The organism is Eilatimonas milleporae (assembly GCF_003688555.1).
Lineage (GTDB): Bacteria > Pseudomonadota > Alphaproteobacteria > Sphingomonadales > Kordiimonadaceae > Eilatimonas > Eilatimonas milleporae.
Map to the genome: position 1 here is coordinate 19,133 of NZ_REFR01000016.1, position 13,589 is coordinate 32,721.

General features: G+C 59.5%; 8 protein-coding genes. 4 read left to right on the top strand and 4 right to left on the bottom strand.

Annotated elements, in window-relative coordinates; translation table 11 throughout:
- Nucleotides 1–195: 195 nt before the first annotated feature.
- From acnA to BXY39_RS17645, 3 genes are all read left to right on the top strand, one after another.
- Entirely contained in the window at nt 196–2,874 is a 2,679-nt protein-coding gene (gene acnA, locus BXY39_RS17635) for an aconitate hydratase AcnA (protein WP_121940229.1), read from the top strand.
- A gap of 200 nt (nt 2,875–3,074) precedes the next feature.
- Nucleotides 3,075–3,824 (top strand): DUF1223 domain-containing protein, encoded by a 750-nt coding sequence (locus BXY39_RS17640; protein WP_121940230.1) that lies wholly within the window; start codon nt 3,075–3,077, stop codon nt 3,822–3,824.
- Nucleotides 3,825–4,096: 272 nt separating this feature from the next.
- Nucleotides 4,097–4,357 carry a YjhX family toxin gene (locus BXY39_RS17645; RefSeq protein ID WP_121940231.1) on the top strand — a complete coding sequence of 87 codons (261 nt, stop codon included), beginning with the start codon at nt 4,097–4,099 and terminating at the stop codon, nt 4,355–4,357.
- A 39-nt stretch (nt 4,358–4,396) separates the two neighbouring features.
- On the opposite strand, the gene queG is transcribed toward BXY39_RS17645, so the two are convergent.
- The 4 genes from queG to BXY39_RS17665 form a co-directional block, all read right to left on the bottom strand.
- Entirely contained in the window at nt 4,397–5,491 is a 1,095-nt protein-coding gene (queG, locus tag BXY39_RS17650; RefSeq protein ID WP_245999437.1) for a tRNA epoxyqueuosine(34) reductase QueG, read from the bottom strand.
- A gap of 4 nt (nt 5,492–5,495) precedes the next feature.
- Nucleotides 5,496–6,164, bottom strand: coding sequence for a glutathione S-transferase family protein (locus tag BXY39_RS17655; protein ID WP_121940233.1), 669 nt, complete (start codon nt 6,162–6,164; stop codon nt 5,496–5,498).
- A gap of 71 nt (nt 6,165–6,235) precedes the next feature.
- Nucleotides 6,236–10,771 carry a glutamate synthase large subunit gene (gltB, locus tag BXY39_RS17660; protein ID WP_245999447.1) on the bottom strand — a complete coding sequence of 1,512 codons (4,536 nt, stop codon included), beginning with the start codon at nt 10,769–10,771 and terminating at the stop codon, nt 6,236–6,238.
- On the bottom strand, nt 10,771–12,198 hold the full coding sequence (locus BXY39_RS17665; RefSeq protein ID WP_121940234.1) for an NAD(P)-dependent oxidoreductase: 1,428 nt from the start codon (nt 12,196–12,198) through the stop codon (nt 10,771–10,773). Before BXY39_RS17665 ends, gltB begins: the two co-directional genes overlap by 1 nt.
- 559 nt (nt 12,199–12,757) lie before the next feature.
- Here BXY39_RS17665 and BXY39_RS17670 point away from each other — a divergent pair.
- On the top strand, nt 12,758–13,588 hold the full coding sequence (locus tag BXY39_RS17670) for an undecaprenyl-diphosphate phosphatase (RefSeq protein WP_121940235.1): 831 nt from the start codon (nt 12,758–12,760) through the stop codon (nt 13,586–13,588).
- Nucleotide 13,589: the final 1 nt, after the last annotated feature.

The following is a 13,589-nucleotide window of genomic DNA, read 5'->3' on the forward strand; positions in this document are numbered from 1 at the left end:
AGACCTTGGTGGGATGTGCGCACTCAGGGCATTGCAAATTCAGGCCCCTTGGGCGATAAGGCAGCGACCCTTGAAGAGTTTTCGGGGACATACGGCCTGTGCCGCTGTCGCATTGTCCAGACCGCGCCGGTCGCCACCGGCATACCGCCGCCCCGCTTGACGTTTCTTACCCCCAGCTAAGGAGGACGCCCCATCATGTCATCCCCGCGCAAGGATACACTCAACACCCGCCGTACCATGACTGTCGGTGGTCAGGAATATGACTATTACAGCCTGAAAGCCGCAGCGGAGAAAATCGGCGATGTATCGCGCCTGCCTTATACGCTGAAAGTCCTTCTGGAAAACCTGCTGCGTTATGAAGACGGCGACACGGTCAAAAGCGAGGATATCCAGGCGCTGGCCGACTGGCAGAAGGAGCGCCGTTCCTCCCATGAGATCGCCTACCGCCCGGCGCGGGTTCTGATGCAGGATTTCACCGGTGTTCCGGCCGTGGTGGATCTGGCTGCCATGCGGGCCGCCATGGCGGACATGGGCGGGGATCCGAAAAAGATCAATCCGCTTGCCCAGTGCGATCTGGTGATCGACCATTCGGTCATGGTGGATAAATTCGCCAGTCCGACGGCCTTTGCCGATAATGTGCGGCTGGAAATGGAACGGAACCGCGAGCGTTATGAATTTTTGCGCTGGGGGCAGTCCAGCCTGGACAATTTCTCCGCCGTGCCGCCGGGCACCGGCATTTGCCACCAGGTGAATCTGGAATATCTGGCGAAAACCGTGTGGACCAGTGAAGAAGGCGGCCGCACCGTTGCCTATCCCGACACCTGCGTTGGCACGGACAGTCATACCACCATGATCAACGGCCTTGCCGTGCTGGGCTGGGGGGTCGGCGGAATCGAGGCAGAGGCCGCCATGCTGGGCCAGCCTGTCTCCATGCTGATTCCGGAAGTGATCGGTTTCAAGCTGACCGGCAAGCTGAATGAGGGCATCACCGCTACCGATCTGGTGCTGACCGTTGTGCAGATGCTGCGTGAAAAGGGCGTGGTCGGCAAATTCGTCGAATTTTACGGTTCCGGCCTTGATGAACTGACGCTGGCCGATCAGGCCACCATCGCCAATATGGCCCCCGAATACGGCGCAACTTGCGGCTTTTTCCCGATTTCACAGCAAACGCTGGATTATCTGCGCTTCACCGGCCGTGACGACAACACGCTGGCGCTGGTCGAGGCTTACGCCAAGGAGCAGGGCATGTGGCGCGGGCCCGGCAGTGAAGACCCCGTTTTCACCGATACGCTGTCGCTGGATATTTCCACGGTCAAGCCGTCCCTGGCCGGGCCGAAACGTCCGCAGGACCGGGTGGAACTGGCAACCGCCGCGCCGGCCTTCGAAAAAGTGCTCGAAGACTTCGGCAAGGCCGGTGATACGGCTGAATATCCGGTTGCGGGCGAAGACTACACACTGACACACGGAGATGTCTGTATTGCAGCCATCACAAGCTGCACCAACACATCCAATCCGGATGTGCTGGTGGCAGCCGGCCTTGTCGCCAAAAAAGCCAACGAATTGGGCATGACCCGCAAACCCTGGGTCAAAACCTCGCTGGCGCCGGGCAGTCAGGTTGTGACCGACTATCTGGACAAGGCGGGTTTGACGGAGCATCTGAATGCGCTCGGCTTTAACCTGGTGGGTTATGGCTGTACCACATGTATCGGCAATTCCGGCCCGCTGGACGCGCCGATTTCCGAAGCCGTCAACAAGAATGATCTGGTGGCCGTCAGCGTTCTGTCCGGCAACCGGAACTTCGAAGGCCGCGTCAGCCAGGATGTCAAGGCCAACTATCTGGCCTCTCCGCCGTTGGTTGTCGCCTATGCCATTGCCGGCTCAATGAAAATCGACATCACGCGTGAACCTCTCGGCCAGGACAGGGATGGCAATGACGTCTATCTGAAGGACCTCTGGCCGTCCAACAGTGACGTGCATGAGGCCATCGGCCTGTCGCTCACCCGTGACATGTTTATCGAACGTTACAAGGATGTTTTCACCGGTACGCCGGAATGGCAGGACATCCCGGTGACCGAGGGTGAAACCTATGAGTGGAATGGCCAGTCCACCTATGTTCAGCATCCGCCCTATTTCGAGGGTATGTCGCAGAGTATCGACAAACCGACCGATGTGCGCGGTGCCCGGCCGCTTGCACTGCTTGGCGACAGTATCACAACAGATCACATCAGCCCCGCAGGCGCCATCAAGCCGGACAGCCCAGCCGGGCAATACCTGCAGGATCACGGCGTCACGGTCGCGGACTTCAATTCCTATGGGTCGCGCCGTGGCAATCACGAGGTGATGATGCGCGGAACCTTTGCCAATATCCGCCTGCGCAACCTGATGGCGCCGGGCACGGAAGGTGGCTGGACGACGCATCAGCCATCGGGCGAGGTGATGAGCATCTATGACGCCGCCATGAAATATCGCGACGCCGATACACCGCTTGTGGTCGTTGGCGGTAAGGAATACGGCACCGGTTCATCCCGCGACTGGGCGGCCAAGGGCACCAATCTGCTCGGTGTAAAAGCAGTGATTGTGGAAAGCTTCGAGCGGATTCACAGGTCCAATCTGGTCGGCATGGGTGTGCTGCCGTTACAGTTCAAGGATGGGGACAGTCGCGAAAGCCTTGGCCTCGTGGGGACGGAGATCTTCGATATTACCGGTATTGATGCCGGGTTGATCCCACGCCAGGACCTGAAGGTCACCATCACCTATGCCGACGGCAGTCAAAAGGACATTACCGTTCAAAGCCGTCTGGATACGGCCAACGAGGTGACCTATTTCGAGAATGGCGGCATTCTGCATTATGTGCTGCGCCGGCTGGCGGCCTGACATCTGCCAGCGAAAGTTCTGCGAATGTAATGACGGGGTGTGTCATATGGCGCACCCTGTCGCTGTACCGGACCATGGACCATATGGGGTGAAACCCCGGCCTGTTGGCTGCTTGAGCGATAGGCAGTCACATTGCAGGCGCGGTTTTCTCACACACTGGTGATTGGCAAGATATCGCCGCCTTGCTTATTTTAGCTTTCATGAAACAGATACTTTGTATTGCGGTATTGAGTCTGTCGTCTCTGCTTATCACCGGGAACGTGGTGGCCGGGGACCGGCTGACGGTTGTGGAACTGTTCACCAGCCAGGGGTGTAGCAGTTGTCCGCCGGCAGATGCCGCGGTTAAGGCCATGCGTGACAAGCCCGGCGTGCTGACATTGTCCTGGCCGGTTGACTATTGGGATCGTCTGGGCTGGGCCGATACCTTCGCCCACCCTCGCAACAGCGCCCGCCAGGCCGCCTACAACAAACGGATGGGCCGGGGCGGTGTATTCACCCCCCAGGTTATCGTTGACGGGCGTTTCCAGTGTGTCGGGTCGAAAAAGGACAAAATTCGCAATTCCGTCGCCAAGGCACGGGACATTGAGCGATTGCATGTCACGCCCGGCATCACGCGCCGGGACGGCGTCATAACCGTCACCCTGCCGGCAACGGCCGTGGCCGATACGGTTGCAGTGCGGCTGGTGTGGTATGTGGGGGATGCCTCGGTTGAGGTCGGTGCCGGTGAAAACCAGGGCAGGCAGCTACACTATACCAATGTGGTACGGTATACGGATGTCATTGCCGACTGGAACGGTGAAGACTGGATCACTGAAATCAATCCCGCCATGGGGGTGCAGGTGGATGCGGATCATCTTGCCATTCTGTTACACGCTGGTTATGGCCACGGGCCGATTATTGGCGGTGTCAGTCTGCCGCTGCATGCGGATGACGGTACTGCCGGGCGCTGAAACCGTTCCGTTTCCATTTCACCCCAAGTCTGAGACCAGACCAGCCGTGGTTATGTTTGCGCGTTGTTGACACCGTGAGGGCCGTTTTCTAAAATTGTGGCCCGATGATGGAGTGTTGATGTCTCTTAAACTGTCCGAGTCCCGGTAAACACTGCCCCCGCCCCTTATCGAAAAGGTGTGGTCAGGCAGGGTATGTCATGACGGTTCGCGTCATCCGATCATGGATGTCCCGGCCCGTACTCTCCCCATCATGACCGGACAGGATTTCCAAAATGAATATTTCCAAGGGCGAGCAGCGTGCCCTGCACGCGCTTGCGCGGGGTGGTCACATTGTTCTTGAAAAGGACGAACGCCGGAAGATTATCTCCGCCCATTGCATGACCCGTGAGGGGTGGCGGCTGAGCGATATGTCCATTCCGCTGTTCAGAAAACTGAAACGGCGGCGGCTGATTGCGAGCCGCGGCGGCGGACCTTACCGTATCACGCGGGACGGGCTGGCCGCCGTGCGGCCGCAACTCGACAACAGGGCATAGACACCGGACCGGCGTGACGATTGTGGTGCCAAGCCGTCGTCACGCCGACTCGTTATTCTGCGCCTCCGACCATGTCTGCAGTAACTGATCACGCGCCCAGACGGCCGTTTCCCGTACCACCGGATCGTCATCCGTCAACAGTGGCTCCAGTTTTGGCAAAAAAGATGTATCACCGCTGTTACCGACGGCAATGAGAACATTGCGGACAAATCTGTTGCGGCCGATCCGTTTGATCGGGCTACCGGAAAAAACCTGCCGGAACCCGGCATCGTCCAGCATCATCAGACTGTCAAGCCTTGGGGCGTCCAGCTCCACCCGCGCGTGAAAGGCCGCTTCGTTTGCCGTCCTGGCAAATTTGTTCCACGGACAGGCGGCAAGGCAGTCATCGCAGCCATAGATGCGATTCCCCATGGCCTTGCGGAATTCCAGGGGTATCGGTCCTTTATGTTCAATCGTCAGATAGGAGATACAGCGCCGGGCATCCAGCCTGTAAGGCGCGGGAAAGGCCTTGGTCGGGCAGGAGTCGAGACAGGCCCGGCACGCGCCGCAGCGGTCGGCATGCGGCGTGTCGCCGGTCAGCGGCATATCGGTATAGATCACCCCCAGAAACAGCCAGCTGCCATAGGAACGCGATACCAGATTGGTGTGTTTGCCCTGCCAGCCCAGCCCGGCAGCGGCTGCCAGCGGTTTTTCCATCACAGGCGCAGTATCGACAAAAACCTTCAGCGCGCAGCCGAACTCCGCCGCCATCCAGCGGCCAAGGGCCTTCAGCCGCTTTTTGAGCACATCGTGATAATCCTTGCCGCGGGCATAGACGGAAATGACGGCATGATCCTTTTCCGTCAACAAAGTGCGCGGGTCTGTATCCGGCCCGTAATTCATGGCCACGACGATCACGGATCGTGCGTCCGGCCACAGAACGGTCGGATTGGCCCGCTGGTCGGCGCGGGCTTCCATCCATTCCATGCTGCCGTGATGGCCGTCGGCGAGGAAAGCGTCCAACCCTTCTGCCGCATGGGAGATGGCGTCCGGTCGTGTAATCCCCACATCGTCAAAGCCAAGAGCCAGCGCCTTATGGCGGATGTGGACGGCCTGGGGCATGTGGGTCTGCTCGGGTGCTGCCGCGTGCGACATGGCGTTAGAAATCCGGGTCGCCATAGTGTGGCGGGGGTACTAAGCCGGGTATGCGATCCGCGAGCAGGGCGCGGATCGACCGGCGGGACTTGACCCGCATGTACCAGTCTTTCGCGTCGGGCCATGCATCCCAGGCGATATCGCCGAAATAGTCGGCAACGGAGATATGTGCCGCGGCAGCCGCGTCCGCCATGGTGAAGACGGGTCCGGCCAGATAATGCCGGCGGCTTGCCAGGTGGCCGATGTAGCGCAAATGGGTTTTCAGATTCTGCGCGGCGCAACGCACGGAGTCGGAATCAGGTTCCCCCATGCCGAGAAAGCGCTTGAACAGTTTTTCACTGACGATAAGGCGCGTCACTTCCGTCCCCAACTTGGTATGGAACCAGCCGAGAAGACGCCTGACCTCGTAGCGTCCGTCGGGGTTTTCCGGCATCAGGGCCGGCTCGGCGATGGTATCTTCCAGATATTCGGCAATGGCCAGCGCACCGGAATAGGCGGACCCGTCGTCCATGACCAGTACCGGCACTTCCCCGGCCGGATTGAGGGCAAGAAAGGCCTGGCGCCGTTCCCATTCCTTTTCAAGCCGAAGGGTGACGTCCAGACGCTTCTCCATGACGAGAACCCGAACGAATCGGGCCGCCGGACTGAGCCAATGATGATAAAGCGTTGCCATAGTCCGCTTTTAGCGCAGTTACCAATCCCCCGCCAGCGGGGGATTGGTGTGAAAACGCGGTAAAATACGGCCTAGGCAATCTCACGTTCCGGCAACTCCGGTCCGCTATCGCTGAGGGGCCGTTCCAGATGGGCCAGCATCTCCTTCGGCACGACCTGCCAGAAGAGATCGCGTTTTGCAGGCCAGTTGGACAAAATGGTCTGCCCCCAGCGCGATCCCGTTTCCGACACATGTGTTTCGATCATGCTGTACAGGACAGCTTCCCAGTGCGCACTGGCCAGACGTTCGAAAATCACGGTGTCGGCATTGACGTGGGCGGCGAAGTCGCCTGCTTCATCCAGAACAAACGCCATGCCACCGGTCATGCCGGCAGCGAAATTATCCCCGACAGCGCCCAGAATAACGGCGGTGCCTCCGGTCATATATTCGCAGGCATTGGCGCCGGCGCCCTCGATAACCACGTCAGCCCCGGAATTGCGCACGGCAAAGCGTTCGCCCGCCTGGCCTGCCGCGAACAGACGGCCTCCCGTGGCGCCGTACAGCACCGTGTTGCCGATGATGGTGTTGTCCTTGGCGGTGATGGGCGAGCGTGTCGGCGGCCGCACCACGATGGTACCACCGGACAATCCCTTGCCGACATAATCATTGGCATCCCCGGACACGTCGATCTTTAGACCCTGCACCGCGAAAGCACCCAGTGACTGTCCGGCGGATCCCCGGAGGCGCACGGTCACATGATCGGCCTTCAAGCCCTTTAGACCGAAACGGCGGACAAGGGCGCTTGAAAAGCGGGTGCCGACAGCGCGCTGTGTATTCTGGACGGAATAGGTCAGCTGCATTTTTTCGCCGCGGCTGAACACCGCGCTGGCATCTTCCAGCATCTGCGCGTCAAGGCTGTCAGGGACCTCGTTACGGCCTTCGAGTGTGCAGTGGGTCCGGCGATGGGGCCCGCTGACCTGCACCAGAAGCGGGTTCAGGTCAAGGTCATCCAGATGGGCGGCCCCACGGCTGACCTGATGGAGCAGATCGGCACGCCCGATCAGCTCCTCCAGGCGGCCGACACCCAGATGGGCCAGGATTTCCCGAACCTCTTCGGCGATAAAGCTGAAAAGATTGACCACCTTGTCCGCTGTACCGGTGAACTTGGCGCGCAGCTTTTCATCCTGGGTGCAGACACCGACGGGGCAGGTGTTGGAATGGCACTGGCGCACCATGATACAGCCCATGGCCACCAGCGATGCGGTACCGACACCGAATTCCTCGGCCCCCAGCATGGCGGCGATCACCACGTCACGCCCGGTGCGGATGCCGCCGTCCGTGCGCAGTGTGACCCGGTGTCTGAGACCGTTCAGCGTCAGCACCTGATTGACTTCCGCCAGGCCGATTTCCCATGGGGTTCCGGCATATTTGATCGAGGTTTGTGGGCTGGCACCGGTTCCGCCGGAGTGTCCGGACACTAGGATCACATCGGCATGTGCCTTGGCCACGCCGGCGGCGATGGTGCCGATCCCGGCAGAGGACACAAGTTTGACGCATACTTTTGCATCGGGATTGATCTGTTTCAGGTCGTAGATCAGCTGCGCCAGATCCTCGATTGAGTAGATATCGTGATGCGGCGGCGGCGATATCAGTGTGACCCCCGGTGTGGAATGTCTGAGACGGGCAATCATGTCCGTGACCTTGAACCCCGGCAGCTGACCGCCTTCGCCGGGCTTGGCGCCCTGGGCGATCTTGATCTCGATCTCCTCACAGGCATTCAGATATTCAGCCGTCACGCCGAAACGGCCCGAGGCTACCTGTTTGATCGGGCTGTTCGCGTTGTCGCCGTTGTCATAGGGCACATAACGGCGCGGATCCTCACCGCCTTCGCCGGACACGGATTTGGCGCCAATCCGGTTCATGGCGATGGCCAGTGTTTCATGGGCCTCGGGTGACAGGGCGCCCAGCGACATGCCCGGCGTGACGAAGCGCTTGCGGATTTCGGTGATCGATTCAACCGACTCCAGCACAGTGGAGTCGGCATGGCTGCGGAAATCCAGAAGGTCCCGCAAATTCACCGGGGGCAGATTACGGATACCCTTCGAATAGGTCAGGTATTTGGCATAATTGTCTTCTGTCACGGCGGATTGCAGCAGATGAATCAGTTGACCGTCATGGGCGTGGACCTCACCGTCGCGCCGGTACCGGTACAATCCGCCGATGGGCAGGCTGACCACGTCTTCATCAAAGGCCCTGGCGTGTTGTTCCAGAACCTTCTGCTGTACACCGGCAAGGCCGATGCCGGAAATTTTCGTCGGCATACCGGGGAAGAATTCAGCCACCAGCGCGCGGGACAGGCCGAGTGCCTCGAAATTGTTGCCACCGCGATAACTGGAGATAATGGAAATACCCATTTTGGACAGAATCTTCAGCAGGCCCTGGTCCACTGCCTCGCATGCCCGGCTGGCGCAGTCGTCGAAACTGAGGTCCCCGAACAGGCCTTTACCGTGACGTTCGGCAATGGCATCCAGCGTGAGATAGGCATTGACCGTGGTGGCGCCTGCACCGATCAGCACGGCATAATAGTGCGTGTCCAGACATTCGGCGGCGCGGACGTTCAGGCTGGTAAAGGTCCGCAGGCCCCGTTTCAGGAGATGAGTGTGCACCCCGCCGGTCGCCAGGATCATCGGCACGGGCGCGCGGTCGGGGCCGATTTTTTCATCCGTCAGGAACAGATGGCCGCGCCCTTCGCGCACTGCGTCCTCGGCCTCGCGGCGGATACGATCTAGGGCTTCCTTCAGGGCATTCGGACCGCCCCTGACATCGAAGGTACAATCGATGACCTCGGCCGCAGAGCCGAAATGGTCAATCAACACCTGCCACTCGCGATTTGTAATAACAGGACTTTCCAGTACGAGGGCATGGGTCTGGGTATGGCCTTCATCAAGCACATTGGCGAAGTTGCCGAAACGGGTTTTCAGGCTCATCACCCGGTGCTCGCGCAGGCTGTCGATCGGGGGGTTCGTCACCTGGCTGAAATTCTGCCGGAAATAATGTGCCAGATTGCGGTAGTGGCTGGACAGAACGGCAAGCGGTGTGTCGTCTCCCATGGAGCCGATAGCTTCCTTGGCTGTCATCACCTGGGGGTGGAGCAGTAATTCCAGGTCTTCCAATGTGATACCGGCCACCATTTGCCGGGTTTTCAAATCATCCCCGGCATAGACGGCTTTTTCCTGACCGCGGTATCCAGGCAGGTCGTCAATGGCCTTGATATCCTTGATCCAGTTTTCAAAGGGCTGGCTGGACGCCAGGCGGTCCTTGATTTCACGGTCGTGATAAAACCGCCCTTCCTGCAGGTCGAGCGCGATGATCTGACCGGGGCCCAGACGGCCTTTCTCGCGCACGGTTTCCTCATCCACGGTGACCATGCCCGTCTCGGACCCGACGATCAGCAGGCCGTCTGTGGTCAGTGTGTAGCGCATGGGGCGCAGGCCGTTACGGTCAAGGCCGGCGATCACCCACTGACCGTCGGTCGCTGCAATGGCGGCCGGACCGTCCCATGGCTCCATAACCGAATTGGTGTAGGCATACATGGCACGGTGTGCCTCCGGCATGGCGGATTTTTTTGACCAGGCTTCCGGCAGGAGAAAGGTCTTGACCATGGGAGCCGAACGCCCGGCCCGCACCATGACCTCAAACACCGAGTCAAGGGCGGCGGAATCAGATGCTCCATTGGGCACCACCGGTTTGATGTCTTCCTGATGTTCGCCAAAAGCAATGGATGCCATGCGGATCTGATGGCTTTTCATCCAGTTCACATTGCCCCGGATGGTGTTGATCTCGCCGTTATGGGCGATCATCCGGAACGGCTGGGCCAGCCACCACTGCGGGAATGTATTGGTGGAATAGCGCTGATGATAAATGGCAAAGCGGGATTCGAAACGGTCGTCCTGAAGGTCCGGATAAAAAATGCTGAGCTGTTCGGCCAGAAACAGCCCTTTGTATATGATTGATCGGCAGGACAGCGAACAGACGTAAAAGTCATGGACCTGAGCCGCCACCACCGCCTTTTCGATGCGCCGGCGGATGATATAAAGCTCCCGTTCGAAAGCATTGTCGTCCACGCCCTTGGTATTGGCGATCATGATCTGTTCGATTTCCGGCCGGGTCGCTTCCGCCTTATCGCCGATCACGCTGACATCGACCGGCACCTGCCGCCAGCCGTAAATGGTGTAGCCGAAGGCCAGAATTTCCGTCTCGACAATAGTGCGGCAGGTTTCCTGTGCGCCCAGATCAGCACGCGGCAGGAACACCATGCCAACGGCGAGCCGCCCGCCGGTCGGCTCGTGGCCGGTTGCGCGCACATGCTCCTTGAAAAAAGCCTGCGGAATTTCCAGATGGATGCCGGCACCGTCGCCGGTCTTGCCGTCGGCGTCCACCGCGCCGCGGTGCCAGATGGCTTTCAGGGCCTCGATTCCCTTGAGAACCACATTTCGGCTTGCCCGCCCGTCCGTGGCGGCAATCAGGCCGACGCCGCATGCATCATGCTCATCCGCGGGGTCATACAAACCGACCGGGCCGGGAACGGCTTTCACATGGCAATCCATCAGAGGTGTTTCCTTTTTCATCAGGCGGCGGCCCTTGCTTCGGCTTTCAGATAGGCTTTCATGGCGGTGGCGGCGTCGCGGCCGTCACGGATGGCCCAGACCACAAGCGAAGCCCCGCGCACAATGTCGCCGGCTGCAAACACGCCCGGCAGATTGGTCATCATGGTCGAATGATCCACCATCACCGTTCCCCAGCGCGTCACCCGTAATTCAGGCGCAGCAAAAAGGGCCGGCAGATCTTCCGGTTCAAAGCCGAGTGCCATGATGGCCAGGTCGCATGGCAGGGCATAACTGCTGTCCGGCACCGGTTCCGGTGCCTGGCGGCCGGTCGGGTCCGGTGCCCCCAGGCGCATGCGATATGCCCTGACGGCTGTGACCCTGTCATCTCCCAGGAATGCTTCCGGGCCGGCCAGCCATTCAAAGCGCACGCCCTCTTCTTCAGCGTGCATCACCTCGCGGATGGAGCCGGGCATATTGGCCCGGTCCCGCCGGTACAGACAGGTGACGGATTTTGCACCCTGCCGCACGGCAGTGCGCACACAGTCCATGGCCGTATCGCCGCCGCCGATCACAACGACGTTCTTGCCAACTGCGTTCAGCCGTCCGTCGTCAAAAGCCGGTACAGTGTCACCCAGCCCCTTGCGGTTGGAGGCCGTCAGATAATCAAGCGCGGGTTCGATTCCGGTCAGTCCCACACCGGGTGCCTTGAGCGGGCGCGGACGATAGACGCCGGTCGCGACCAGCAGGGCGTCATGACGGGACCGCAAATCGCCCAGGCTGGCTTCGCGTCCGACCTCGAAATTCATATGAAACCGGACGCCGGATGCGCTCAAACGGTCGGTCCGGCGTTTGACAACGGGTTTTTCCAGCTTGAAACCGGGTATGCCGTATATCAGCAGGCCACCGGCACGGTCATGCCGGTCATAGACATGCACCTGATATCCCGACTTGCGCAATTCCTCTGCCGCGGCAAGTCCGGCCGGGCCGGCACCGATGATGCCCACGGACTGGCTGTGTTCCACGCGCGGCTGAATGGGTTCAATCCAGCCTTCGTCCCAGGCGGTATCGGTAATGTATTTCTCGACCGCGCCGATTGTCACCGAATTGAAATCCTTCTCGATCACACAATTGCCTTCGCATAATCGGTCCTGTGGACAGATACGGCCGCATATTTCGGGCATGTTGTTGGTTGCCGACGATACCTCATAGGCCTCGCGCAGACGCCCCTCGGCCGTCAGTTTCAGCCAATCGGGGATATTATTGCCAAGCGGGCAGTGGATCTGGCAAAAGGGTACGCCGCACTGCGAGCAACGGCTGGCCTGTTCGGTCGCCCCTGCCTGCGAATACCGTCCGTAAATTTCCGCGAAATCCTCGCTTCGCAAATCGGCGGTCCGCTTGTCGGGCATCTCCTGCTCGACCGAGACGAATTTCAACAGATCTTCAGCCATGTTCGTCCTCCTGTGCACGCACCCGGCTTTTGTTGCCCGTCGATCCGCTGTCTCACTTCGCTGGTCCTGCGCAGACGGGAAACCGTCTGGCCGGTCATATGCCGGTCAGCCAACTGACTTGGCTGTCGGAAAGATTGCTGTCCTGTAAAAGTAGGATGACGCACTATATGGTCGTAAACCATAAAAATCACGCAAAAAATACATTGTAGGTCAGTAAGTATGTCCTAATTTTTGTCGAAGTTTTATGGGTATCATTGAATCATTAAGTATTTTCTGTCACATAGTACAATTTTGGTACTAATTAACTGTCATTCATGCCAGGTCGGCTTGCGACAAATATGCTGAAAAGTTTCCGCAGACTCTCATGCCATCTCAGTCATGATGGATAATCTGCTGTCTGGCTGCGGAGATACTTGTCATCGTGAAGAGGGACTGACCCGAACGCCGAAAATCGCTGCCATGCAGTCAAAAGCCCGTTACTCTGACATCAGAGACTGCGGCAGGCTGGCACAGTCCTGGCCGCACTCCCGGTAAAACCTTGGGGAAGGAAATCGCGCCCATGTCTGCATTGCAGATTTTTGTCCTGGCACTTGTGCAGGGAATCACCGAATTCCTGCCCATAAGCTCATCCGCGCATCTGGTGCTGGTGCCGGTTCTTTTCGGCTGGGCCGATCAGGGGCCTTTGATGGATGTGGCGGTGCACACGGGTACGCTGCTGGCCGTTCTGGTGTATTTTCGCAAGGATACTGTCGGTCTGTTGCTGGCGGCACTGGGCAGCATCGGCATCGTGCCGGCGCGGCGTGCCGTGGCTGGCAGTGTTTACGGCAAGTTGTTCTGGGCACTGGTCATTGCCACTCTGCCCGTTGTCATTGCCGGTTTCTGGTTGTCGGCAAGCGGCCTGCACGCAGTTTTGCGGTCACCGCAGATCATTGCCGGCACGTCCATACTGTTCGGTGTGCTGCTGTGGCTTGCGGATCGGTACGGACCACGCGTCAAAGCCCTGGATGCCATGGCACTGAAGCCGGCGCTTCTGATCGGTCTGGCACAGATTCTGGCACTGATTCCCGGTACCAGCCGCGCGGGTATCACCATGACGGCGGGGCTGGCCCTGGGGTTTGGACGGCAGGAAGCGGCACGGTTTTCCATGCTGTTGGCCATCCCCACGCTGATCGCAGCCGGGACCCTGGCCGGGGCCGAGATCGCCGCAAGCGAAGACACCATGCTGTGGCGGGACGCCCTGACTGGTGCGGGACTGTCCTTTCTGGCCGCGCTGGGGGCCATCCACGGTTTAATGCGCTGGCTGTCCCATGCCGGCATGACGCCCTTTGTCTTGTACAGGATCGCCCTGGGTCTTGTGCTGATCATATTTTTCTGGACTGGTAGTTCGTAAA